The sequence below is a fragment of the Flaviflagellibacter deserti genome, assembly GCF_042652085.1.
GTDB lineage: Bacteria > Pseudomonadota > Alphaproteobacteria > Rhizobiales > Methylopilaceae > Flaviflagellibacter > Flaviflagellibacter deserti.
This window is the reverse complement of record NZ_JBHSJF010000006.1, coordinates 525,374-550,536: the sequence shown is the minus strand read 5'-3', so window position 1 is coordinate 550,536 and position 25,163 is coordinate 525,374. Positions and strand designations below refer to the sequence as shown.

Genomic DNA, 25,163 nt, shown 5'->3' with positions numbered 1-25,163 from the left:
GTCCCCTACCCGTGCCTAGTCATCAATCACGGGCATAATGTGGCCAAAACGGAAACATCCGGGGCGCTCCTCAGCGCATTTCCTCCGGAGCCGTCACGCCGAGCAGACCGAGCCCGCTCTTCAGAACCAAAGACACCGCTTGCACCATCGCCAGCCGAGCCGAGGTCAACTTTGTATCGTCAGCGATAATGAAGCGTAAACCTTGCGCATCATTGCCCCTATTCCAGTGTCCATGGAAGTCGGAGGCGAGCTCATGCAGATAAAAAGCGATTCGATGGGGCTCATGCGCCAAGGCGGCCCCTTCGATCACCCTAGGATATTCCCCTAATTTCCGCATCAGCCCGATCTCGCCGGCGTCGCTCAAAAGATCGAGATGCTCGGTCGAGGGTTCAACCCCCGCATTGCGAAGAACCGAGCGCGCCCGCGCATGGGCGTACTGGACGTAGAACACCGGATTCTCGCGCGACTGCTCGACGACCTTGGCGAAATCGAAGTCCAGGACCGCGTCGTTCTTGCGGAACAGCATCATGAACCGCACGGCATCGCGGCCGACCTCGTCGACCACTTCGCGGAGCGTGACGAAGTCGCCTGAGCGCTTCGACATCCTCACCGGCTCGCCGGCCCGGAACAGCCGGACGAGCTGCACCAGCTTCACGTCGATGTGCGCCTCGCCGTCCGAGATCGCCTTGCCTACAGCCTGCAGGCGCTTCACGTAGCCGCCGTGGTCGGCGCCCAGTATGAAGATCAGGTCCTTGAAGCCGCGCTCCCACTTGTCACGCATATAGGCGACGTCGGAGGCGAAATAGGTGTAGCTGCGGTCGGACTTGATCAGCGGCCGGTCCATGTCGTCGCCGAGATCGGTCGTCCGGAACAGGGTCTGCTCGCGGTCTTCCCAATCCTCCGGCACCTGCCCTTTCGGCGGCGGCAGCGTGCCCTGATAGACGTGGCCGCTCTTGCGCAGCGCTTCCAGCGTCAGATCGATCGCGCCACCCTGGCCGTGCAGCGTCCGTTCCGAAAAGAAGACGTCGTGGTGGATGTCGAGCGCCCCGAGATCCTCGCGGATCATCTCCAGCATGCTCTCGATGGCGGCGGCGCGGACGATCGGCAGCCATTCCGTCTCCGGCATGTGCACCAAGGTCGCGCCGTGAAGATCCACGAGACCCCGCCCGACTGGCTTGAGATAGTCGCCGGGATAGAGTCCCTCAGGAATCTCGCCGATGTTCTCGCCGAGCGCCTCGCGGTAGCGGAGATAGGCCGAGCGCGCGAGCACATCGACCTGCGCACCGGCATCGTTGACGTAGTACTCCCGCGTCACGTCGTGGCCGGAAAAGGCCAGAAGGTTTGCCAGCGCATCGCCGAACACCGCGCCGCGGCAATGGCCGACATGCATGGGCCCGGTCGGATTAGCCGAGACGTATTCGACGTTGACCTTGCGCTCGCCGCCCATCGGGCTGAGGCCGAAATCAGCGCCTTCGCCGATCACGCTCGCCAGCACCCGCGTCCAGACCCCGTCCTTGAGCCGGATATTGATGAATCCCGGCCCGGCGATCTCGACGGCGGCGACATCGGCGTCCTCGCGCAGCCGAGCCGCGATCTTCTCGGCGAGATCCCTCGGCTTCTCGCCGAGGTCCTTGGACAGCACCATTGCGGCATTGGTCGCCATGTCGCCATGCGAGGCATCGCGCGGCGGCTCGACCACGACGCGAGAGAGATCGAGCGCGACCGCGCCGGCCCGCTCACCGACGATGTCATTGATCGCGGTCTCGACCCGCTCGGAAAAAATGGCGAAAAGGTTCATGTTACCCACTGCCTTATCCCGAGCCGGGCGCGGGAGCGCCCGTGTCGAAGGATCGGCCAAAGCAAAATCATGGTTCGACACGGCAGCTTCGCCGCCTGCTCACCATGAGGATGAGAAAGGGCTCGCGCCTAACGCAGATCAGGCGTCGCGTCAAACAAGCGTCGATGCTCCTGGATCGCATAGCGGTCCGTCATGCCGGCGATGAAATCGGCCGCGGCCCGCGCCGGTCCGTCGCCGAGGTCGCGCCATTCCTCGGGCATCTCCTCATTATCGGCGCGGTAAATCGCGAACAGATCGGTGACGATGTTCTCAGCGTCGCCCATCACCCGCATCACCCGATCGTGGCGGTACATATGAGGATAGAGGAAGGCCTTGATCGCCTTGTCCGCCGCCGCGATTTCGCCGGCGAAGGCAACGACGGCATGGTCGGCGGCGCGGATATCCTCGGCGCTCTTCGGACCGAGCTCGGCGATCCGTCCCGCACTTTCCCTGATCGTGTCCTCCACGAAGCGCGTGATGACCCGCCGCGTCAGCTCGTGAATGCGCCGCGAGCGGTCGAGCCCCGGCCAGAGCCTGTCGATATCCTCCAGCAGCTCCGCCAGAAAGGGCACCGCGCGCAGATCGTCGATCTGGAACAGCCCTGCCCGCAGTCCGTCGTCGATGTCGTGCGCGTTGTAGGCGATGTCGTCCGATACCGCCGCGACCTGCGCCTCCGCGCTGGCAAAACTGCCGAGTTCGAGATCCTGTACCCGGGCATAGTCGACGATTCCGAACGGCAGGTCGGTCTCCGGCCTTCCCTCGCCGAGCAAAGGCCCGTTGTGCTTCACGAGGCCTTCCAGCGTCTCCCAGGTCAGATTCAGCCCATCGAACGCAGCATAGCGTCGCTCGAGCCGGGTCACGATCCTGAGCGTCTGCGCATTGTGGTCGAAGCCGCCGTGCCCGGCCATGCAGGCGTCGAGCGCCCGCTCTCCGGCATGACCGAACGGCGTGTGACCGAGATCGTGGGCGAGCGCCAAAGTCTCCGCGAGATCCTCGTCCAGTCCGAGCGCGCGAGCGATCGAACGGGCGATCTGCGACACTTCCAGCGTATGTGTCAGCCGCGTCCGGTAATGGTCGCCCTCGTGATAGACAAAGACCTGCGTCTTGTACTTCAGCCGCCGGAACGCCGAGGAATGCAGGATGCGGTCGCGATCGCGCTGCCATTCGGTGCGCGTCGGGCTCGTCGGCTCAGGCACCAGCCGTCCCCGGCTGTTCAACGGATCGACCGCATAAGGTGCGCGCGGGCGGATCAGAAAGCTGGATTCCATGCCGGACCTCTCCGTGTTCCGGAGCGCGCAGAGCGCGAGCCCGGAACCCATACGCCGCAGCCTCGCGGCATAATCACAAACGCTGCGGAGTATGGGTCCCGGACAGCGGCGTTGCCGCTTCCGAGACACGCACGCCTTCGATGCCGTCTGGCGGCCTTATAGGCTGGAATCACGACGAAACGGGAGGGCTCCGGCGCTTCCCCTTGCCTAACCCCGCCCTCACCCTCACATAATCGGCCAACAGAACGAGTCTCGGAGCGCAGATGTCCTCCACTGAAACCCTCACGCCCGTCACGGTCAGCGCCAACGCAGCCCGGCGGATCAAGCAGATCCTCTCCTCCGAACCGGAGGGCGCGATGCTGCGCGTCAGCGTCGAGGGCGGCGGCTGCTCGGGGTTCCGCTACGAGTTCGGCGTCGAGAAGATCCGTCAGGACGAGGACCTCGTCATCGAGCGCGACGGCGTTACCGTCGTAGTCGACGAGGTCTCGCTGCAATACATGCAGGGCTCCGAGATCGACTTCGTCGACGAGTTGATCGGCGCGAGCTTCCAGATCAAGAATCCGAACGCCACGTCCGGCTGCGGCTGCGGAACCAGCTTCGCGATGTGAAGCTTCGGCAGTCCTGATTCGGCCCGCGTAAATAACGCCGAAGTCGAATCGAATCCGCTTCGTCAACGCCCTCACTGAGGGCGCGCGGTGGCCATCAACAATATCTTAATAACAGCCGGTCGAATTCTCGCCCCATTGTCTGCGTTTGTTGTCGGCGGACATTGTCGCTGTCAGCACAATGAGGGGAAACTACATGTCAGCTCACGCCAATCTATCTCCGGTCATCGACGAAGATGCCTTGCTGCGGGAGATGACCATGCCTTCCGCCAATGACGAGGCCGTCGCGCCGGTCGAGGAAGAGCGTGCGCCGCTCGCCCCGGTTGCCGAACGTCTCCGCGTCGACGCACCGACACATGCGGAAGCCGAGAGCCTGCCGATCCGATCGCAGCATTCCGATCTCGCCGCGATCCACGATCTCGAGCGCCAGGCCCGCGAATGGCGTGTCGTCGCCCGCGTCGCCGAGCATCACCTGAAGCAGCTGGTCGCCGCGCAGGACGCCCGCGATGGCGCCTATCGCTCGCTCGCCGAGATCGCCGCGGATGTCGAGCGCACCGCCGAGCAGCTCTCGGAAGCGCTGAACGTCTACAACAAGGGCGATCTCAGCCACGACCTCGACGGCGTGTTTGAAGAGAGCGGCCACGTTCTCGCCGGCCTGGAGAAGATCGTCGGCGAACTCAGCGTCGCCAATGCGCTCTGTCGCTCGGCCTGGCAGGCCCATGCCCGCAGTCTGCGCGACGAGCAGAACCTTCGCGCCACCATTCAGGGCAGCCAGCACGGCTGATCTTCCGCGAGCTCGGATTGTCCGAGGCGCGGCACCCAGACTGGGTGCCGCGCCTTTTTCGTTTGAGAATCAGCACTTTTTGCCTTTTTTGGGCCGCAAGGTCGCCCCCTTGCGCTGCCACAACCCTTACCCAGTTCCTGAGGGACCGCGTCCGCGCGGCCCGGGATGCGGGCCGGAGGGGCCCGCGAGGGTGGGCACATGAAAAAGATTCTCTATCCCATGGCCGGGCTGGCCCTGTGGCTGGGCGCGATCGCGTCCGCCGAGGCGCAGAAGGCTTCCAGCAATCCCTTGACCGGCATCTACAATGCCGTCACCGGCAAGAAGCCGGAACCTGTCCCGCCGCCGCCAGGCAGCGGCTTACCCTATGCAGCGGAACAGACCGCCGTGCCGAAGGGCAAGGCCGCGCAAAAGCCGGCTGCTCCCGGAACCGCTCAGCAGCAGAAGCAGGCTGCAGCCAACGCTGCGCAGCCAAAACCGGCCACCGCCGCGCAAGCCGCTCCCGCCGCCAAGGGCAAAGCCGCCGCCGCGCCGGCAGCCGCCCCGCAGGCCACGGCGGCTCCAGCCCCACAGACCGCGCAGGCGGCACCAACTCCCGTGCAGCCGAAGGCGAAGGCCAAGTCCTCGAAGAAGAAATCGGCGAAGAAGGCCAGCAAGACCCGTATCGCCAAGGCAAAGTCTAAATCGAAGTCGAATTCGTCGCCCGAGACCGGCCGCGCCACCGCAAGCGTCCCGCCACCGGCGGATCAACCGGCTATGGCCGAAGCTGCGGCGACTGAGCAGGCTATCATCGAAGCCCCGGTCTCCGTCGTCGAGGCAACCTCGCCGCTGGCGCCGCTGGTCGCCTATCGCGAGGCCGTCTACGCGGGCGATTTCGAGCGCGCCGGCAGTCTGCTGGCGAAGGAGCTTGGCCAGCCGTCCGACACCGGCTCGGTCGTCCGCCTCAACGCGCTGATGGACATCAATCTCGGCGTCTCCGACACCGAGCTCCTGGCGCAGAAGGCCCAGTCGGCCTCGCCGGAGGACGTGGCCGAGTTGCCGCCGCCGGATGGTTCGGTCCCGGTCTCCGCGCGCATTATGGCCAGCCATTCGACCGCGGCGGAAGCCTTCGGCCGCGGCACGGTCAATGCGCTCGCCTCCTACAAGGAAGCCGCCCGCATGGGCGACGCCCAGTCCGCCGCAATGGCGCTGATCGGCGCCATGCACGGCGCGCTGGACGAGACCTCGGTGAAGCAGGCCAACGCACTGCTGAACGTGCAGACGGATCCGGGGTTCATCGTTGCCCAAACGGGGCAGTAGAGCGATTCAAAGAGCAGCGCGGGATCACAAATTGCCGCGCTGCTCTTCTCCCGCAGGCTTCGCCGGCGTGAGTTCGCGATAGATCTCCAGGGCGTTCCGCTCGACCCAATTGTGCTGGAGCAGGCCGTCCTGGCGTACCGCCCAGATCGCGGTTCCAATCATCTCGATGGGCGAGCCGCAGGGCTCGGTTCCGAGGATGCCATTGTTGCGTCCCGTGAGCCGCCAGCGGGTCACGACCCGGCTGCCATCGGCACTCTGGAACATCTCGACCGCCTTGAAGTCGGCGTCGAGCATCTTCGACTGGAAGTCGATCACCCACTTCTTGAACGCGTCCCGGCCGGTGATGTCGATCCCGGCCGAGGAGATCACCATGTCCTCGGCGACGAGCAGGTCGATGGCGTGCGGGTTCTGCGGCGCCTGCCACACCTCTCGCCAGAAGTTCCGGACAATCTCGATAGAATTCCTCGTATTCACCTTCTTTCTCCTTACGCACTCGGTATTGCCGGCAAGACCACCACCCGCGTCCCCACGGGCACGCGGCGGTGGAGATCGATGATGTCCTGGTTCAGGAAGCGCACGCAGCCGGACGAAACCATGGTTCCGATGGTCCAGGGCTCCACCGTGCCGTGCAGTCGGTAGAGCGTGTCTTGACCGTTTTTGTAGAGATAGAGAGCGCGCGGACCGAGTGGATTGCCGGCGCCGCCGGAAAGCCCGCCGGCATATTTCGCGTATCGTTCTGGATTGCGCTTGATCATGTCCGGCGTTGGCGTCCAGCGCGGCCATTCCGCCTTGCGCTGGATCACCGCCTCGCCCTGGAAGTTGAACGCCTCCTCCTTTCCGACGCCCACGCCATAGCGGAGCGCCCGGCCGCCTTCCTGGACGAGATAGGCGTGGCGCGCGGCCGGATCGACGACGATAGTCCCCGGCGGCTCCGAGGTCGCGTAGGCGACTTCCTGACGCCGGAATTCCGGGCTCACTTTCGACAAATCGATAGCCGGCACCGGGAACGGCTCGGTGTCGATCGCTGCGTATTTCGGGTCGAACTCCGCGACGGCCTTCGCCTGCACCCGGGCAGCCGGGTTCTGGTTCGTTACGCAGCCCGCCAGTCCAAACCCCGCTCCAAGCAAAAACACACGCCGATCGATCGCCATTCCAGCCAACTCCTCCAGAGGAGATTGTTGAACTCCGTGACGCGCACCATGTCGATACGTTATGAGGTGATCGCGCCATAACACCGAGGAATGGATGGATCTGACCAACGCCCTGCGCGCCTTCGTCCGGACCGTCGAGCGCGGTTCGCTCAGCGCCGCCGCGCGCGACCTGGCGGTCTCGCAGCCGGCGATCACCAAGGTCATCCGAAATCTGGAATCCCATGTCGGCGCCCGTCTGCTGGAGCGCTCCTCGCGCATGGTCCGTCCAACGCAGCAGGGTCGTGTGCTCTACGAGGCCAGCCGCGAGGCGCTGGGCACGATCGATTCCGCGCTGGAAGGCGTGCGACGCGACATGGGCGCGGTGGAAGGCCTGCTCAGGCTCCACGCTCCCTCATGCCTCGGCGCCCATCACGTCCATCCCATCGTCACCAAATTCCAGGCCGAACATCCTGGCGTCGCGGTCGATCTCGTTCTGGAAAACCGCGCCGTCGACCTGATCCACGAGGATTTCGACCTCGCGATCAAATATGGCCGTCCCGAGGGTCAGGAACTGATCATCCGGCGGCTCGGAATGGTCCGCCGCATTCTCGTCGCGGCGCCGACGTTCCTGGAACGGCACGGCCCGATCGAGACGCTGGAGAAGCTGTCCAGCCTGCCCGTCATCACCACGCCCACGGTCTCGCCACGCGACAGACTGCCCCTGCAGCGCGGAAATGAGAGCCTGGACGTGCCCGTTCGGCCGCATATCCGCACCAACAGCGCGGAAGTCCTTATCAACACCCTGTTGCGCGGCCATGCCATGGGCCCGGTCCAGAGCCTCCTCGTCTCGGAAGAACTGAATCAGGGCCGCCTCGTCCGCGTCCTGCCGGACTATGAGGTGAAATCGACGGAGGCGTTCCTTGCCTACCCGTCGGTGCGGTTCATGAGGCCGGCGGTACGAGCCTTCACGGATTTCGCGATCCCGAGGCTCAGGGCAATCGACGGCATTGTGGGGTGAATTGAGGTAGGCGCTCACCCCAGCGCCAGTTGCGCCGGAATCGAGATTATTCCTGTTGTTCCTGGCGCCATTCCCTTCTCGGCGTCATCCTCCGGCTCGACCGGAGGACCATCACCCGCCCATCCCGAGAACCGGGACCCAGCGTGCACTCGCGAAGCTCAATATTCAAAGAGCGCCTACGGCGCACTCATGCGCTGGGCCCGGATCGGCGTGCGCTGCGCGCACTTGTCCGGGGAACGTCGGAAACGCGCTTTATCCACTTTGCGAAAATGCATGCAGTCCCGGTTTGACCCCCACCGCTGCCGCGCCTAGAAGAAGCTCACCTTTTCCCCGCGCCGGCTATGTCCCACAACAGCTTCGGTCATCTCTTCCGCGTCACCACCTTCGGCGAAAGCCATGGGCCGGCGCTGGGCTGCGTCGTCGACGGCTGCCCGCCTCTTCTCCCGGTCAACGTCGCCGAGATTCAGGCCTATCTCGACAAAAGGAAGCCCGGCCAGTCGAAATTCACGACGCAGCGGCGCGAGGCCGACGAGGTGAAGATCCTCTCCGGCACGATGGAGCATGACGGCGTCCTGGTGACGACCGGCACGCCGATCGCGATGCTGATCGAGAACACCGACCAGCGCTCGAAGGATTATTCCGAGATCGAGGCGAAATACCGCCCCGGCCATGCCGACTATACCTACGAAGCCAAATACGGCCTGCGCGACCATCGCGGCGGCGGACGCAGCTCCGCCCGCGAGACGGCGGCGCGAGTCGCGGCCGGCGCAATCGCCCGCAAAGTCATCCCAGGCGTGTCGATCCGCGCCGCGCTTGTCCAGATGGGCGAGATCGAGATGGACCGCTCGCGCTGGGACTGGAACGCGGTCGACGAGAATCCCTTCTTCTGCCCCGACCGCGACGCGGCGAAGGAGATGGAGACCTATCTCGACGGCATCAGGAAATCCGGCTCGTCCATCGGCGCGGTGATCGAGGTCGTCGCCGACGGCGTCCCGGCCGGCTGGGGAGCGCCGATCTACGGCAAGCTCGACGCCGACATCGCGGCCGCCTTCATGAGCATCAATGCGGTGAAGGGCGTCGAGATCGGTGATGGCATGGCAGTCGCCCGCTTGACCGGCGAACAGAACGCCGACGAGATGCGGATGGGCAATGACGGCAAGCCCGTGTTTCTCGCCAACCACGCCGGCGGCATTCTCGGCGGCATCTCCACCGGCCAGCCCGTCGTCGCCCGTTTCGCCGTGAAGCCCACCTCCTCGATCCTCACGCCGCGCAAGTCCATCGACCGCGCCGGCAACGACGTCGAAGTCTCGACCAAGGGCCGCCACGACCCCTGCGTCGGCATCCGCGCGGTGCCGATCGGCGAGGCGATGATGGCGTGCGTGCTCGCCGACCACTATCTGCGCCACCGGGGACAAATAGGCTGACCCCTCAACCTCATCCTGAGCCGGGCCGCAGGCCCGTGTCGAAGGATGGCCAAATACTCAGGAGCGTGTGGCCCTGGTTCGACACGCCCGCGAAGCGGGCGGCTCACCATGAGGTCCGTTTTCAGACATGAGCAACGATCCAATCGCCAGCGTCCGCGGCGCTATCGAAGCCTTCGCCAAGGGCGCCATGGTCGTCGTCACCGACGACGACGACCGCGAGAACGAGGGCGACATCATCTTCGCCGCCTCGCTCGCGACACCCGAGAAGCTCGCCTTCACCATCCGCCACACCTCTGGTATCGTCTGCGCGCCGCTGACCGGCGACGAGGCGCGGCGGCTGCGGCTGTCGCCTATGGTGGCCGACAACGACGCGCCGATGAGCACGGCCTTCACGATCTCCGTCGACGCCAAGCACGGCACGACGACCGGCATCTCGGCCGAGGAGCGCACGACGACGGTGCGCGCGCTGGCCAACGGCAATATGGGCGCGGCGGACTTCGTGCGGCCCGGCCACATCTTCCCGCTGATCGCCCGCGAGGGCGGCGTGCTGATGCGCTCCGGCCATACCGAGGCCGCGGTCGATCTCTGCAAGTTGGCTTGCCTGCCGCCGGTCGGCGTCATCGCCGAACTCGTCAACGACGACGGCACGGTCATGCGCGGCCCCCAGGTCGATGCCTTCGCCAAGGCACACGAGCTGATCCGCATCTCGGTCGCCGACCTAATCTCGTATCGCCAGGCGCGCGAGAAGCTCGTCACCCGCGTCTCCGAATTCCCGGTCGAGACCGAGATCGGCGTGCTCAAGGGCTATGCCTACACGACGCCGTTCGACGCGGTGCACCACATCGCCCTCGTCTACGGCGATCTCGGCAATGGCCGCGGAATCCCCGCTCGTCTCCACAGAGCCGATGCCCTGACCGACGTCTTCGGCAATGCCAAGGCGATCAAGTCCGCCTTCCGCGCCTTCGGCAAGAACGGCAAGGGCGTCCTCGTCTATCTCCGCGACGGCACCGCCGGCGTCCCGGTCAGCACGATCCGCGACGACACCGCCTCGAAACGCGACGAGCAATGGCGCGAGGTCGGTCTTGGAGCGCAGATCCTGCGCGATCTCGGCGTCTCCTCGATCCGGCTGCTGGCCTCCAAGGAACGCCATTATGTCGGCCTGACCGGCTTCGGCATCGACATCGAAGCAACCGACATCCAGGAGTGCTGACAAGGTGATTGCGGGCCTCGGTCGCGGTCCGCAATGGACCCTTCTCATCGCGCTTTCGGCCGTTCTGGCAACCCTGCTCGAGCTGGTACGCCTTCCGGCCGCGCTGCTGATGGGCCCGCTTATCGCGGCGATCCTCGTCGCCACCAACGGCGGCACCCTCCGCGTCGCGCGCCTGCCCTATAATTGCGCCCAGGCGCTGATTTCCTGCCTCATCGTCCGCAGCATCACGCCCTCGACGCTCGACGTGGTCGCAAGCCACGCCCCGATCTTCGCCGCCCTGGTCGTCGCGGTCCTGGCCGCCAGCGCCGCCCTGAGCTGGACGCTGGCCCGGATGCAGGTCTTCCCCGGCACGACCGCGTTCTGGAGCTGCTGGCCGGGCGGCGCGACCGCCATGGTGCTGATGGCCGAGGCCTACGGCGCCGACGCCCGGCTCGTCGCCTTCATGCAATATCTGCGCGTCGCGATGGTCGCCTTGGCCGCGCCGCTTGTCGCGCGCCTGTTCGCCGATATCAGCGGCCAGATCGACATCGTCTGGTTTCCGCCGATCGAATGGGTGCCGCTCGCCGAGACGGTCGGCCTCGCCGCCTCCGGCGTCCTGATCGCGCAATGGCTGAAGATACCGGCCGGCGGCTTCACCGTGCCGCTCGTCATCGGCTCGATCCTGCACCCGCTCGGGCTGATCGACATCTTCCTGCCGCCGTGGCTCCTCGTCGTCGCATACGCGCTCGCCGGGTGGAACAACGGCCTCGGCTTCACCAAACAGATCCTGGGGCATGTCCGCCGGACTCTGCCCCAGGTGTTCGCCGCGATCCTGCTGCTGATGACGATCTGCGGTTTCTTTGCCTTCCTGCTCGTGCGCTATGCCGGCATCGATCCGCTGACCGCATATCTGGCCACCAGTCCGGGTGGCGCGGACTCCGTCGCGATCATCGCCGCCTCGACACCGGTCGACGTTCCCTTCGTCGTTGCGATGCAGACCCTGCGCTTCTTCGCGGTGCTCTTCATTGGCCCGCATCTCGCCCGCTACATGGCGAAACGCGGCCAGAGGCGCAGCGAGGAGCCGCCGGACGGCCCGCTCGACTGATCAGTTCTGAAAGATCGCGCTGAGCTTGCCGGTCTGCCCGGTGATCTCCTCGATCCGCCAGCCATCGGCGCCCTTCACGAGGTCGAGCTTCATCACCTGGGGCTGGTCGAAATTCCTGTAGCTGACGGTGCCGAGCGCGTGGCTCGCATCCCTGTCCTCGACCTTGATTGCGAGGTCGCTGATCTTCCAGTCCTGTGCATCGATGAAGGGATCGCCATCGAGCTTCGGCACTTCGCCCTTCGCTTCCGCAATCTTGATGTCGTCCTGGATCAGCCCGACGAGATGCGGCGTGAAATAGCCGGGCAGCGCCGCGTCATCGAGCATGACCCCGCCGCCGTTCTCGCCGCTGTAGGCATCGTAGATCGAATGCAGGAAAGCCTCGGCTGCCGGATCGGCATGCGCGGATGCCAGGCTGGCGACGAGAGCGGCGGCGGCAATGGTCGGAATTCGGAGAGAACGCATCTGTCGAAGCTCCATCGGGGCAGATGCGTCTTAGCGGAATGCCGATCGCCCGGACACCTCGCCAATCAGGGTATCCGGGCGGGATCGGTCAGGCGTCGGGGAAGTCGGCGCCCTTGGTCGTCTCTTCCCAGGCGGTGAAGTCGCGCTTCAGGAGTTCGATCTTCTGCTGGGCTACCGTGAACGCGGTCTTGCCGAGCAGGAGCCGAAGCGGCGGATTTTCCGCCTCGACGGCCTTCACGATCGCCTTCGCCGCGCGCTCCGGATCCCCGGGCTGCTTTCCTGAATAGCCGCGCACCTGAGCCATGCGAGCGCCGGACGTCTGGTGATAGTCTTCGATAGTCTGTGGCGCCTCATTCGCCGAGCGGCCGGCCCAGTCCGTGCGGAAGCCCGACGGTTCGACAATCAGAACCTTGATGCCGAGCGGAGCGACTTCCTGGGCGAGCGATTCCGACATGCCTTCCACGGCATATTTGGTGCCGTGGTAGAAGCTGAATGTCGGGAACGAGGTGATGCCACCCATCGACGAGATGTTGACGATGTGACCGGAGCGCTGCTTGCGCATCAGCGGCAACACGGCGCGGGTCATGTTCACGAGACCCCAGACATTGATGTCGAACATCTTCTGGACTTCCGGCATCTCGCTCTCCTCGAACGAGCCGAAATATCCGATGCCGGCATTGTTCACGAGGACGTCGATCCTGCCGAAGCGCTCGGTCGCGGCCTTGACCGAGGCGGCGATGTCCTCGGCCTTGGTGACGTCCAGCTTGAGAGCAAGAGCGATGTCCTCGTGTCCCTTTACGAGGTCCTCGACCTGTGCCGGGTTGCGGGCGGTGACGACGGTTGGATAGCCGAGTTCGAGCGTGTGCCTGGCGAGTTCGCGGCCGAATCCGGTCGAACATCCGGTGATGAACCAGACGGGTTTGCCGTTGGTGGGCATGGCAGTGTCCTTGGAAAGATTGGAAGGCCGGAGACGAGCCGGCCAGCCCCTATATGGCTCCGGAACCGGACCCTGCTAGGTTGGACTTTTGTCGAACAGGCCGCCAGCGACCTCGCGCAAAGTCGGCGCGCTCCGGGCCGCGAACGGCAGCGGACGGCAGACGGCGATCGCCGCAAGGCCAATGCGCGCGGTCAGAATGCCGTTGATGACGCCCTCGCCGAGCCGCGCCGACAGCTTCGCGGCCAGGCCATGGCCGACGATCTGGTCCAGAAACCCCTCGCCCGCCGCCATGCCGCCCGTTACCGCGAGATGGGTCAGCACTTGCCGCAGGAGACGCAGGAATCCGAGCGTGCCGGGCCGCCCCCCATAGACGTCGGCGATGCGCCGGATCAGCGAGACGGCGGTGAAGCCGACCACCGCGATGTCGATCACGGCACGGGGCGCGACAGCGGTGATCACCGAGACCCGCTTCGCCGCGCCCGCGACGAGATAGCGAGCCTCGGCGTCGAGACCCGTCATCAGTTCGCGCTCCGCCAGCCGGACGAGGTCCGCTCCGTCGATGATCTCGGTCTTCTCGCGGGCGAGGCTGGCGCGTCCGCGCGCGGTGCGGGCATGGCTGGAATAGACGCCTTCGAGGCTCGACACGACGCCGAGCGCCATCGTCCGGTCGTCCGTGCGGATCGCGGTCTCCGCCCTCGCCCGCAGGTCGTCGATCTTCGCAAGGCGCCGGAGCGCCAAAGCCTCCCGGCCTAGGATCAGCACGAGCGCGATGACCAACAGGACGGTGAAATAGACACCGACCCAGCCGAGCCATGGCGCGCGGGCGAACAGATCCTCGATCAGATTGGTGACACCAAGACCGAATGCCAGCGAGACGAGGCCGCCCAGCGCGGTCCAGAGCACGGCGCCGAGCCGCGACCGGCGCGGCGTAGTGGCGGTCGCGACCGCCGACACCTCAGCGATCTCGCCGTTTTGCGGCGGCTCGGCCATCAGGTCGATCACGTCCGGCTGCTGCTCGGCGAAGACGAGTTCCGGATCGTCGAGCGTGAACGTCTCGGGACGGCGGGGTTTCTGCGACATCAGGCCAATTTATCCCCGAGCAGGAATTGGAGCACGCGGTCCATGCGGATATGCGGCAGCCGTGTCTTGCCCCACGGGCCTTCGAGTTTCGGCGGGCGGAAGCGGATGATGCCGACATCGCCCTCGCCGGTCTCGGCGCGGCCGCGATAGCCGCCGGGAGCGAGCGCCACATTAGGATCGGCCGGCAGATCGCCCGGAAACACGCCGATCTCTTCCTCGCCGGTGAAGGTCTTGTCGCCCGAGCGTTCGCCCGGCTCCGGCGTTCCGGCGATGACCGGGAGCTCCTGCTTGCCGCGCTTGGCGGTCGCCTCCCGCGTCGCTCGGACGGCAGAAATCGCCAGCACGTCGACCTCCGCGCCGCCAAACTGCGCGGTTTCGCGGGCGCGCTGGACGAGACGGCCGAGGATCGCTTCCAGCCGGTCATGGCTCGTGTGGTGGAGATGGTCGGCCTTGGTCGCCGCGAACAGGATCTTGTCGACGCGCGGTCGAAACAGCGCCGTCAGCCAGGAATTCCGCCCATGACGAAACGCCGCCAGCACATCGACGAGCGCGGTTTCGAGGTCGGACACGGCGTCGGGCCCGGCATCGAGCGCAGCCAGCACGTCGACCAGCACGATCTGGCGGTCGAGCCGCGCGAAATGATCGCGGAAGAACGGCCGGACCACGCCGTCGACATACGCATCGTAGCGACGCGCCATCATCGCATGGAGCGTTCCCGGCTTCGGCTCCGCATCCGCTGCGACATCGAGCGGCGCGAAGGTCAGCATGGGCGAGCCTTCGAGATCGCCCGGCATCAGGAAGCGGCCCGGAGGCAATGCCGAAAGCGCGTGCCGGGCCTCGCGGGACGACCGCAGATAGGCGGTGAAGAGATCGGCGGAGGCTCTTGCTTCCGCTTCGCTTTCCGGCGCGGCGGCATCGAGCGTCTTCAGGTGCTTGTGCCAGTCCCTGGCGAACTCCTGCCGCGCGCCGCGACGGCTCATCGCCACGGTCTCCGCAGACCACTGCGAATAGGTCTTTCCCATCAGGCCGAGGTCGAGCAGCCATTCGCCTGGGTAATCGACGATGTCGAGAGTCAGATGCGACGTCCCACGCCTGCGCCCCAGAAATGTTTCGGATCCGAAATCGACGATGAGCCGAAGCTCAGAGATCCGCCGGGTCGATTGCGGCCACTTCCGGTCTTCCAGAAGCGCCTTCAGATGCGTCTCGATGTCGAAGCGCGGGACGGAATCGTCGGGCTGCGGCGAGAGCCGCGCTCCGATCAGCCGCCCGTCGGCATAGGCGCGGAACAGCGGCATCCGCGCACCGTTCGTCAGCGCGTGGACGAGTGCGGTGATGAACACTGTCTTGCCCGCCCGCGAGAGGCCGGTCACGCCGAGCCTCACCGTCGGGTTGAGCGCCTCCGCCGCCGCGTCGAGCATGCTCGAGGCGACGATGCGCGCTTCATGGCTGAGATCGGAAACCTTCATTCCTCGTGGATGCCGAGGAACTTGGGCGTCACGAAGGTCGTCAGCCAGGCGGTCTTCTCCTCGATTGCCGCCCAGGGCTCGTCCTCGAAGTCGAGTACAGCGACCGCCGCCGTCGGAAACTTCTTCTCGAACCGATCGACCACGTCCGGCTCCCCGCTCTCAGCCAAAACCCCGGTCAGGATCTCCATCCCCGGATTGTGCCCGACCAGCATGAGCGTCTGAACGTCGGAACTCGTCTCTCGGATAACGTCGAGCAGATCGTCCGGCCGCGCCTCGTAGATGCGCTCCTCGTAGATGGTCTCCGGCTCGGGCTCGAACGCGGGCTTGGCCAGCGCCCAGGTCTGCCGGGTCCGTACCGAGGTCGAACAGATCACGAGATCGGGAATGATGCCCTTCTCAGCCATCCATTCGCCCATGGCGCCGGCGGCAAGCTTCCCCCGTGACGCAAGCGGCCGGTCGTGATCCTCAACTCCCTCGGGGCGGTCAGACTTGGCGTGGCGGAACAAAACGAGACGGCGCATGTGTGTCTTTCGGGCAATGGAGCTCGGGAATGTTACGAAAATGACAACTATCCATGGGGAGATGAGGTCGGGTTAACCTTCCGTCCATCCAAACCGCCATAAATTCGACATTGCGGACGGGGCATTCAAGCTGAACCCAGCTTGATCTGGGGGAGACTACCAAAACGGGTTCTTTAGGAAACTATCGAGATGTCTGTCGCACAACGCGTTGAGTCTTCTGCTTACGAACGTCCGTTGGATCTGGTCCATTTGTCTCGCCAGACCCTCGGCGATCGCTCGGTGGAGCGTGAGGTACTCGCCCTCTTCCGCCGTCAGGCCCGTCAGGTCCTCTTTCAGCTCGACGCGCTCAACAACCCGTCCAACCGGCTTGAAATCGCTCACGCGCTCAACGGCTCCGCAAAGGGCGTAGGCGCCTGGCGTGTAGCCTCCGCGGCGGCCGCCCTCGAAACGGCGGCTCGTCATGGCCTTCCGGCCGGTGACGCGGTCGCCGCGCTCGCCGAGGCCATCTCGGAAGTCTGCGGCGAGATCGACGATCTCCTGACCGACGCCTGATCAGTACTTTTCGTCGCTCCTTAGAGCGATTACAGGGCCTAGCGCGGCGTGCGTTTTGGTCCTAAACGGTGCGCAGCTTTTCGAAAGGCGGCTTGGCTGCCTTTCAGGTTTGTGTGCGAGAAACAATGCCCAGCATCACCTTCACTGATTCATCTGGCGAGTCCCGCACGGTCGATGCCGAAAACGGCTCGACGGTGATGGAGACGGCGCTGCGCAACGCGATCCCGGAGATCGAGGCCGAGTGCGGCGGCGCCTGCTCCTGCGCCACCTGCCACGTCTATGTCGATGATGCATGGTCGGCGACCGTAGGCGGACCGTCGCCGATGGAAGAGGACATGCTGGACTTCGCCTTCGAGGTCCGGCCGACCAGCCGCCTCTCCTGCCAGATCAAGGTTTCCGACACACTCGACGGCCTCGTCGTCCACACGCCGTCGCGCCAAGGTTAGTACTGTTCCAACCTAGCCCCTCGGGGCTTTCACAACTGCCCTGCACGGTCTAAGTGAGTGCCTTCTTTCCCAAGAGGGCGTATGCGGATGCCCGTAGTGAAGACGATCCGGATTCCATGACCGATATCATCAAGACCGATGTTGTGATTGTCGGCGCCGGCCCGTGCGGGCTGTTTGCCGTCTTCGAGCTGGGCCTCCTCGACATCAAGGCCCATGTCATCGACATCCTCGACAAGGTCGGTGGCCAGTGCGCCGAGCTCTATCCCGAGAAGCCGATCTACGACATTCCCGGCCTGCCGGAAGTCACCGGGCAAGGCCTGACCGACAATCTGCTGGCCCAGATCAAGCCGTTCGGTGCCGAATTCCATCTCAACGAGCAGGTCGACACGCTCGAGCGCCTCGGCGAGGACGGCTTCCGCCTGACCACGAACGCCGGCACGGTGTTCGAGACCAAGGCCGTCGTCATCGCGGCCGGTGGCGGCTCGTTCCAGCCGAAGAAGCCGCCGATCTCGAACGTCGACGAGTTCGAGAAGGAATCAGTCTTCTATTCCGTCCGCAAGATGGAAGCCTTCCGCGACAAAAACGTCCTCATCGTCGGCGGCGGCGACTCGGCTCTCGACTGGACGCTCAACCTGACGCCGGTCTGCGGCAAGGTCACCCTGCTCCACCGCCGCGACGACTTCCGTGCCGCGCCGGATAGCGTCAACAAGATGCGGGCACTGGTTGCCGAGGGCAGGATCGATCTCAAGATCGGCCAGGTCACCGAGCTCAAGGGCACCGACGGCAAGCTCGAGGCGGCCACCGTCAAGGGTAATGACGGCGAGATCTTCGACATCGAAGCCGAGGCCATGCTGCCGTTCTTCGGCCTGACCATGAAGCTCGGTCCGCTCGCGGAATGGGGCATCCATCTCCACGAGAACCTGATCCCGGTCGACACCGAGAAGTTCGAGACGAGCGAGCCCGGCATCTATGCCATCGGCGACATCAACACCTATCCAGGCAAGCTCAAGCTCATCCTGTCGGGCTTCCACGAGGCTGCCCTGATGTCCCAGGCGGTCGCGCGCCGGGTCAATCCTGACAAGCGGATCGTGTTCCAATACACGACGTCTTCGACGAGCCTTCAGAAGAAGCTCGGCGTCGCCTGATCAACTGCCATCTCTGAAAGTAAAAAGGGCGCCTTCGGGCGCCCTTTTTGTTGATTGTGACATAAAACTGTCATCTAACCGCAGGCCAAGGGCCCGTTTCGCTCGGAATAACAGCTCACGCCGTGATCCGCGACGAACGTGTCCCAGCGGTGAGCGAGAATGAGCAGCACGATTACCGTCGTCACCGCTGCCCAACGCCTCACCACACTGTCCGACCACCAGACGGCAAAAGCTATGAAGACTGCGAATGGTACTAGCCATTCGGCGAATGTTGAAATGCCCACGGCGAGCAAAGGCCCCCTGCGATCGACTGGTTAATCAATCGTAAACAGATGGACCCACGGCAGCCAAGTGCCTTCCTCGCGTTAGGTTTAATGCCGAGGCAGGTGCTGCAACGAGGAGCACTCCGCTCTGCCCCAACAGGAAAGAAAGGAAGGAGTTCATTTTGGCCAGTCATGTCATCAACCCGTACGCACCGACCAAAAGGCAGATCGTGGTCTGGGCCTATTTCAGCCTGCTCGTCCTGTTCTTCTTCGTCGGGCTGGTGACGTTCATCCATCACGGCTTCCAAAGCACGCCGCGGACGCTCGCCTTCAACGGCGCCATCCTCATCATGGACCTCGCCAACATCGTCGGCTTCTTCTGTTTCCTGAAGTCTTGGCCCCTGTTCCGGCCCTTCGTCTGGAAGTTTCTCGCGAGCGTGCTGTTCGTCCGCCTGTCGATGGCGATCTTCGCATTCGGCTCGAACCTGATCCCGTGGGAGGCAAGCTCGGAGCAATTCGTATCGCTCGCAGGCCTCGTCTCGATCCTATTCGGAGCCCCGCTGGCGGCCGCGCTGGCCGTCTACGGTTTCCACGCCCCGCATATCTGGAAGCGTCAGACGCGCGCGGCCTGATCCCCGCATAGGACCCGGCCCGCCCAAGAGGCGGGCTGCGGATGCCGGGCAAGCACAAGCAAAGCAAAAGCGCCGTGCCTCTGCTGCGAAAACTGGCGCTTTAGCCAGCCAAATCTCGCCCTTCCACAGCCCTTTTGTTGCCCAGATACGTCTGGTCCTGACTTCCATTTTATGGTGAATGGACCGTTAACGACGTTGTCGGGTTTGTGTCACGAACGGTTCCCATCCCCTGTGCGCTTGGCTAGATTGAGGTGCGGCGAACTATAGCCGGGCGTGGGTTTTTGGGACTCATGTTTCGGTGGGGGGACGGGGGTCACCCGGAGAGTTGGAATGGCGTGTCAACGTTTGGCACGGCAGTCCTGTCTCTTCCTCCAGGACGCGGCCGACTTGAGTATTGCGGATGCGGCAGCGAGGCAGAAATGGCGAATAATCCCGTCACGGCGCAAAATCATTCAGACGCGGCTCTGTCCGCGCTCGAGGAAGCTCTCCTCGAAAGTCCAGCCCCCCACGCCGACGACGACCTGTTCGCCCCGAAGAATCCGGAATCCGGCTCGCTCCAGGCCAAGCAGCGCCCCGCGAACGACGACGCCCGTTCCTTCTCGCACGTCCTGCATGGCCTGCAGCGCCGCTCGTCCTCTGGGCCGATGGTCACGGCGTTCCTCGTATCCGCCGTCTGGGCCGCTCTGAGCATCGTCTATATCTTCGCGCAGATCAGCCAGTCGCCGCTCGATCTGTCCTCGACGGAGGGCTTCGCCCAGGCCGCGATGATGGTCATCCTGGTCGCCGCGCCGATCCTGTTCTTCTTCGTTCTGGGAGCGCTTGCCCAGCGCGCGCAGGACATGCGCGCCGTCGCCCGCTCGATGACGCAGGTCGCGATCCGCCTCGCCGAGCCTGACCGCACCGGTATCGCCTCTGTCGCATCGCTTGGCGATGCCGTCCGGCGCGAGATCAACGCCATGGACAGCGGGCTGGAGCGTATGCTCACCCGCGCGGCCGAGCTCGAAGCCACCGTGCGCGGCGAAGTCGTCACGCTCGAGCGCGCCTATCAGGACAATGAAGCGCGCATGCGCGTGCTGATCGACGATCTGCGTTCGCAGCGCGAGGCGCTCGTCACGAATGCCGGCGAACTCCGCGACTCGATCGAAGGCGCCCATAGCGGCCTGTCGCGCGAGATCGCGCTTGCCTCCGACCAGCTCACCTCGTCGATCACCCAGGCCGGCGACCGCGTCACCCGCGCGCTCGGCGACAAGAGCATGCAGATCACGCAGATGGTCTCGAGCGCCGGCGAGAGCCTGATCACGGCCGTCACGACGCAGAGCCACGGCCTGATCGACCGCCTCAACGAGACCGGCTCGGAATTCAACCAGAGCCTCGCCGTGACGAGCGAGCGCCTGACCTCCGAGCTCGGCACCCGCGCTACGAGCATCCAGGAAACATTGCTCACCACGAGCACCGAGATCACGCGCACATTCGACGAGCGCTCGCGCGCCGTCGCCGACAATTTCATCGCGACCAGCAACAGCATCTCCGACTCGCTGGAACAGCGTTCGCAGACGATCACGTCGGCGCTCAGCAGCACCAGCGCCTCCCTGACCGACGCACTGACAACCCGCGCCCAGATCCTGACCGACGCCCTGTCCCAGACGACCTCGGATCTCACCGAGGCTCTCGGCAGCCGCGCCCAGATCATCGTCGATACGCTGTCCTCGACGACGGTGAACCTCACCTCCACGCTCACCGAGCGCGGCGAGAGCGTGTCGCGTGCGCTGAATGAGTCGAGTGCGACCTTGACCTCGACCTTGACCGAGCGCGCCCGCGACATTGCCGAGACCATGGTCACGACCGGCACCGCGCTGACCGTCACGCTGACCGAGCGCGCCCGCGAAATGACGGACGCGATCTCCGATACCGGCGCTCGCATCGCCGAGACGATTTCGAGCCGCGGCGAGCTGGTCAACGAGACGCTGGAGCGTTCGGGCAAGGAGCTTGCCTCGACCTTCATCGACCGCGCCGAACAGCTTACGCAGACGCTGCACGAAACCAGCGCCGAAGTATCGAAGACGATCACCGATCGTGTCACCGACGTGAACGAGACGCTGAAGACGACCGGCGACAGCCTGCTGCTAGACCTCTCGCTCCGCGGCTCCGAGGTCACAGCCAAGCTCGACGAGACCGGTGCCCGCCTCACCACCATCCTGGACGAGCGCGGCATGGGCCTCGCCGAACGGATGGAATCGGCCAGCGACCGCATCCACGAGGCTATTGTCGGCCGCGGCGACGCGCTTGAGATGGGCTTGCAAGCCGTCGGCGACCGCATGGTCGAGACCCTGGATTCCCGCATCCTGACGGCTCGCGACGCGCTCGAAGCCGGTGCCCGTTCCGCGGAAGAGATCATCGCCGAGCGCAGCGAAGCGATCGAGCGCGTCATCTCGCTCGCCAGCGACCGCATGGCCACGGTCAGTGATCGCGTCCACGAGACGCTGATCAGCCGTAGCGAAGCACTCGAAATGACGTTGCAGGACGCGGCTGGTCGGATGATCGACACGCTCGATGCCCGCATCAGCATCGCCCGTGACGCGCTGGAAGCAGGTGCCCACGCCGCCGAGCAGGTCCTCGCCCACCGCGCCGACGCCGTCGAGCGTACGCTCAGTGTTGCGACGGACCGTATCTCGGAGACCATCGCCGACCGCGGCGGTATCCTCACCGATACCCTTTCCTCGACGGTCGACCGCATCCACGACCTCATCGTCACGCGTGGCGACGAGCTCGAAAACCGGCTGACCCTCGCCGCGGCGAATGCCGGCGAGCACATTCTCAGCTCCGCTGAAACCTTCGAGCAGCGCCTCAACGAACGTGTCCATGCGAGCGTCCTGCACGCCCGTGAGGAGCTGGAGGGTGCCGCGACCGGTCTCGGCGAGACGCTCGTCAGCCGCGTCAACGAACTCGCGCAGCAGGTCACCTTCGTCGGTGGCGAGCTGGCCCAGTCGATCGCTCGCCGCAGCACGAAGATCAACGAACAGCTGACCGAGACAACGGAGCAACTGTCTGACCTTCTGATGACCCGCGGCACCGCCGTTACCGACGTCCTTGCGGCATCGATCTCCGAGCTCGACGGCCTTATCTCGGTTCGCGCGCAGGAAATCGCCGAGAAGCTCTCGGGCGATGCGGCCTTCATCGACTCGACGCTCGCCAGCCGTGTGCAAGATCTCGAACAGGTCCTCAATGTCCGCGCTCCGGCCGTCGTCGACCTCCTCACGACGCGCGCCGAAGCGATCGACCAGGCGCTGCAGGGCGGCGCGGAATCCCTCGACGCCACACTCAGCCGTTACGTCGAAAGCTTCGAGACTGTCCTCAACAGCCGGAGCGAGGGCGTCGAGCAGGCGATCGCAAGCGGTGCCAACACGCTCGACACGACCCTCGGCCGCTATGTCGAAACCTTCGAGAACGTCCTGCATCGCCGCGGCGAGGCGGTCGACCAGATCTTCCTCTCCGGTGCGGAGAACGTCGACGCGGCTCTGACCAAGCACTCGGAAGTGTTCGAGACTTTATTCGCCCGCCGCACCGAAGAGCTCGACAATGCGGTCCGCACGCGTCTCGACGGCTTCGGCGACCAGGCCTCCGGCAAGGTCGTCGAGATCAGCGAAGAGCTGGAAGGCCGTCTGCAGCGTATCGGCGACGGCCTCGACGCCCGCACCGAGAGCTTCAACGAAATGCTCGCGGCCCGCACGCTCGAACTGTCCCGGACGCTCGCCGATGGTGGTCGTGAGCTGACTTCGAGCCTGGACGATCGCGCCCAGCGCTTCGCCGAGGACGTCTCGACTCGCGCCGAGGCGGTGGTCGAGGTGCTCACCGGACGCGCGGATGCCGTCAACTCCGTCCTCGGCCAGAAGGCCATGGAGGTCGCGGAGACGCTCGACAGCCGCATCGAACGTTTCGAGATGACCGTCGTCGGCCGTCTCGACGCCGTCTCTTCGACCCTGGAGAGCCGCAGCGACGCGCTCAGCGAACGCTTGTCGGACAAGGTCCAGAAGGTCTCCGATACGCTGCTGGGTACCGCGACCGAAATCGAGAAGACGCTGGAGAAGCTGTCCTCCGAAACCGTCACGACGCTCCGCGAGCAGACCGAGGGTCTCGCCGATACGCTCGGTGCGCGCTCGACTGAACTCGCCCGCGTGCTCGACGAAAACGGCTCGCGCTTCGTTCAGACGCTTTCCGAGCGTCGCAACGAGCTGTCCGACGAGGTCAAGAAGGTCGGCGCCTCGGTGGTCCAGACGGTCCAGCAGCAGACCGACATGGCACAGCGTGCCCTCTCCACCTCGATCGACCGTATGCGCGACGAGGTTGCCCAGTCGCTCACCGGTGTCACCAGCGCCATCGCCGGCGAGACCGAGCGCGCCAGCGCCGAGATCAAATCGCTCAGTGCTCAGGTCAAGCAGGACGCCGAGCAGGCTCTCTCCGGCGTCGCCGACTCCATCTCCACCGAAGCTCTGCGCGCGGCCAAGGAACTCCGTGGTGCGGGCGACCAGCTTCGTGGTGCGATCTCGACCTCGGTCCAGAACATTCAAGGCGCCAGCAACACAATCGGCGAACTCGTCGTCCGCGCCGAGCAGACGATCGACGAACTCGGCCGTGCGACGACCCAGAAGAGCGCGACGCTCTCCGATCAGGTCGACGCGCTCCGCACCGTCGGCCGCGGCGTGCTGAACGACCTCGCCAATCTCACCGACCGCTTCGACCAGCAGGGCCATGCCCTGGCCCACGCCGTCAATGCGCTCGGTTCGACCCAGCACTCGCTGGAGGATACGCTCGACAATCGTCGTCGCGCGCTCGAGACACTCGCGGCAACGATCGACTCCCGCACCAGCGACCTCGACGACGTCCTGCGCGGCTTCGCCAAGCTGATCGACGAGAGCCTGGCCCAGGCGGAAGGCCGCGCCCGAGATGCGAGCGCCACCCTCGCCGACCAGCTTTCGGCGGCGACCACTGGTTTCAAGGACCAGTTCGAGCAGCTTCGCTCTGTCTCGACCGACGAGCGCGAACGCACCGCGCGTGCACTGCGCTCGACCTACGAAGCCACCATCGCGGAGATGACCAGCCTGCTGAAGGGCGCGTCGGATGGCCTCGGTTCGGTCGCCTCGGACATGCAGCAGATGACCGCCTCGATCCAGTCGGAGCTCGAGACCACTCGCGAGGAGCTCCGTCGTGGCGTTCTCGCGATGCCGAAGGAGACCGAGGAGAACACCTCCGCCATCCGCCGTGTGGTTTCCGAGCAGATCAAGGCCCTCAACGCGCTCAGCGAGATCGCAGCCCGCCAGGGTGGCCTGCACGACGCCGTCGAGCCGCGCCAGGCCGATTACGCCTTCGCCGAAACGCCGCGTCCGCGCGGCGAGCGCCGCCAGCCGGCGGAAGCTCCGCCGCCGGCTCCGGCTCCCGCAGCCCGTCGCTCGAACGATGCCGCTCCGGCCGCGCGTTCCTCGCGCCGCGCCGCCGAGGAGCCGACGCCTCCGGCGAATGGCGCCGGCAATGAAGGCGGCTGGCTCTCGGGCCTCCTCGCCCGCGCCTCGCGCGATGAAGGCGGCGAACCCGCCCCGGCGCGTCCGGCCGAGACGCCTCCGCGCGGTCGCCAGTCGCGCTCGACGGAATCGCTCGAAGCGCTGGCCAACGAGATCGACACCCTCATCAACACCCGCGCGATGCTGGAGATGTGGGAGCGGTATCGCCGCGGCGAGGCGAATTCCTTCAACCCGACGCGCCTCTACACCGCCGACGGCGCCCAGACCTTCGAGGATGTGCGTCGGCGCTACGGCCAGAGCCGTGATTTCCGCCAGACCGTCGATCGCTACGTCGGCGAGTTCGAGCGGCTGCTCGAGGAGATCTCGCGGAGCGACCGGGATCCGGCGACCGCGCGTGGCTACATCTCGTCCGAAACAGGCAAGGTCTACACCCTGCTGGCCCATGCGTCGGGACGGTTCGACAGCTGAGGAAACGCAAAGAAAAGAGGAA

At 65.3% G+C, this 25,163-nt stretch carries 21 protein-coding genes; 12 read left to right on the top strand and 9 right to left on the bottom strand.

Going from position 1 to position 25,163, the window contains the following annotated elements:
• Positions 1-70: 70 nt before the first annotated feature.
• Positions 71-1,798 (bottom strand): arginine--tRNA ligase, encoded by a 1,728-nt coding sequence (argS, locus tag ACFPFW_RS09630; RefSeq protein ID WP_114955812.1) that lies wholly within the window; start codon positions 1,796-1,798, stop codon positions 71-73.
• 128 nt (positions 1,799-1,926) lie between these two features.
• On the bottom strand, positions 1,927-3,105 hold the full coding sequence (locus ACFPFW_RS09625; RefSeq protein ID WP_114955813.1) for a deoxyguanosinetriphosphate triphosphohydrolase: 1,179 nt from the start codon (positions 3,103-3,105) through the stop codon (positions 1,927-1,929).
• A gap of 263 nt (positions 3,106-3,368) precedes the next feature.
• Here ACFPFW_RS09625 and erpA point away from each other — a divergent pair, with 263 nt between their 5' ends.
• The 3 genes from erpA (at position 3,369) to ACFPFW_RS09610 (ending at position 5,790) form a co-directional block, all read left to right on the top strand.
• Positions 3,369-3,713 carry an iron-sulfur cluster insertion protein ErpA gene (gene erpA / locus ACFPFW_RS09620; protein WP_114955814.1) on the top strand — a complete coding sequence of 115 codons (345 nt, stop codon included), beginning with the start codon at positions 3,369-3,371 and terminating at the stop codon, positions 3,711-3,713.
• Positions 3,714-3,906: 193 nt separating this feature from the next.
• The gene (locus ACFPFW_RS09615) at positions 3,907-4,494 is read left to right on the top strand and encodes a hypothetical protein (RefSeq protein WP_114955815.1); all 588 of its coding nucleotides are present in this window, start codon (positions 3,907-3,909) and stop codon (positions 4,492-4,494) included.
• A 198-nt stretch (positions 4,495-4,692) separates the two neighbouring features.
• A complete protein-coding gene (locus ACFPFW_RS09610) occupies positions 4,693-5,790 on the top strand; it encodes a hypothetical protein (protein ID WP_114955816.1) in 1,098 nt (365 codons plus the stop codon).
• 24 nt (positions 5,791-5,814) lie between these two features.
• Here the strand turns inward: ACFPFW_RS09610 and ACFPFW_RS09605 are convergent, their stop codons facing one another.
• Entirely contained in the window at positions 5,815-6,264 is a 450-nt protein-coding gene (locus ACFPFW_RS09605; RefSeq protein ID WP_114955817.1) for an ester cyclase, read from the bottom strand.
• Positions 6,265-6,275: 11 nt separating this feature from the next.
• Positions 6,276-6,941, bottom strand: coding sequence for a L,D-transpeptidase (locus tag ACFPFW_RS09600; protein ID WP_114955818.1), 666 nt, complete (start codon positions 6,939-6,941; stop codon positions 6,276-6,278).
• A 94-nt stretch (positions 6,942-7,035) separates the two neighbouring features.
• Here ACFPFW_RS09600 and ACFPFW_RS09595 point away from each other — a divergent pair, with 94 nt between their 5' ends.
• The 4 genes from ACFPFW_RS09595 (at position 7,036) to ACFPFW_RS09580 (ending at position 11,656) form a co-directional block, all read left to right on the top strand.
• Entirely contained in the window at positions 7,036-7,938 is a 903-nt protein-coding gene (locus tag ACFPFW_RS09595; RefSeq protein WP_114955819.1) for a LysR family transcriptional regulator, read from the top strand.
• 341 nt (positions 7,939-8,279) lie between these two features.
• Positions 8,280-9,362 carry a chorismate synthase gene (gene aroC / locus ACFPFW_RS09590; RefSeq protein WP_114955820.1) on the top strand — a complete coding sequence of 361 codons (1,083 nt, stop codon included), beginning with the start codon at positions 8,280-8,282 and terminating at the stop codon, positions 9,360-9,362.
• A 127-nt stretch (positions 9,363-9,489) separates the two neighbouring features.
• Positions 9,490-10,572, top strand: a complete 1,083-nt coding sequence (ribB, locus tag ACFPFW_RS09585) for a 3,4-dihydroxy-2-butanone-4-phosphate synthase (protein WP_114955821.1) — start codon at positions 9,490-9,492, stop codon at positions 10,570-10,572.
• Positions 10,573-10,576: 4 nt separating this feature from the next.
• Positions 10,577-11,656, top strand: coding sequence for an AbrB family transcriptional regulator (locus ACFPFW_RS09580; protein ID WP_114955822.1), 1,080 nt, complete (start codon positions 10,577-10,579; stop codon positions 11,654-11,656).
• Here ACFPFW_RS09580 and ACFPFW_RS09575 read toward each other — a convergent pair whose 3' ends face one another.
• The 5 genes from ACFPFW_RS09575 to ACFPFW_RS09555 form a co-directional block, all read right to left on the bottom strand.
• A complete protein-coding gene (locus ACFPFW_RS09575) occupies positions 11,657-12,118 on the bottom strand; it encodes a YqhG/Tai3 family protein (protein WP_162799590.1) in 462 nt (153 codons plus the stop codon).
• Positions 12,119-12,206: 88 nt separating this feature from the next.
• Positions 12,207-13,055: an oxidoreductase gene (locus tag ACFPFW_RS09570; protein WP_114955824.1), complete on the bottom strand. Its 849-nt coding sequence runs from the start codon at positions 13,053-13,055 to the stop codon at positions 12,207-12,209.
• Positions 13,056-13,130: 75 nt separating this feature from the next.
• Positions 13,131-14,135: a YcjF family protein gene (locus ACFPFW_RS09565; RefSeq protein WP_114955825.1), complete on the bottom strand. Its 1,005-nt coding sequence runs from the start codon at positions 14,133-14,135 to the stop codon at positions 13,131-13,133.
• Positions 14,135-15,601 carry a YcjX family GTP-binding protein gene (locus ACFPFW_RS09560; RefSeq protein WP_114955826.1) on the bottom strand — a complete coding sequence of 489 codons (1,467 nt, stop codon included), beginning with the start codon at positions 15,599-15,601 and terminating at the stop codon, positions 14,135-14,137. Before ACFPFW_RS09560 ends, ACFPFW_RS09565 begins: the two co-directional genes overlap by 1 nt.
• Positions 15,598-16,122, bottom strand: coding sequence for a SixA phosphatase family protein (locus ACFPFW_RS09555; protein WP_114955827.1), 525 nt, complete (start codon positions 16,120-16,122; stop codon positions 15,598-15,600). The genes ACFPFW_RS09560 and ACFPFW_RS09555 overlap by 4 nt, the downstream gene beginning before the upstream one ends.
• A gap of 249 nt (positions 16,123-16,371) precedes the next feature.
• Here ACFPFW_RS09555 and ACFPFW_RS09550 point away from each other — a divergent pair, with 249 nt between their 5' ends.
• From ACFPFW_RS09550 to ACFPFW_RS09530, 5 genes are all read left to right on the top strand, one after another.
• Entirely contained in the window at positions 16,372-16,674 is a 303-nt protein-coding gene (locus tag ACFPFW_RS09550; RefSeq protein WP_379770449.1) for an Hpt domain-containing protein, read from the top strand.
• Between the two features lie 125 nt (positions 16,675-16,799).
• Positions 16,800-17,120: a 2Fe-2S iron-sulfur cluster-binding protein gene (locus tag ACFPFW_RS09545; RefSeq protein ID WP_114955829.1), complete on the top strand. Its 321-nt coding sequence runs from the start codon at positions 16,800-16,802 to the stop codon at positions 17,118-17,120.
• Between the two features lie 116 nt (positions 17,121-17,236).
• The gene (locus ACFPFW_RS09540; protein WP_114955830.1) at positions 17,237-18,265 is read left to right on the top strand and encodes an NAD(P)/FAD-dependent oxidoreductase; all 1,029 of its coding nucleotides are present in this window, start codon (positions 17,237-17,239) and stop codon (positions 18,263-18,265) included.
• A 445-nt stretch (positions 18,266-18,710) separates the two neighbouring features.
• Positions 18,711-19,160, top strand: a complete 450-nt coding sequence (locus ACFPFW_RS09535) for a hypothetical protein (RefSeq protein ID WP_114955831.1) — start codon at positions 18,711-18,713, stop codon at positions 19,158-19,160.
• Positions 19,161-19,579: 419 nt separating this feature from the next.
• On the top strand, positions 19,580-25,141 hold the full coding sequence (locus ACFPFW_RS09530; protein WP_162799591.1) for an apolipoprotein A-IV repeat region-like domain-containing protein: 5,562 nt from the start codon (positions 19,580-19,582) through the stop codon (positions 25,139-25,141).
• The last annotated feature ends 22 nt before the right edge of the window (positions 25,142-25,163 follow it).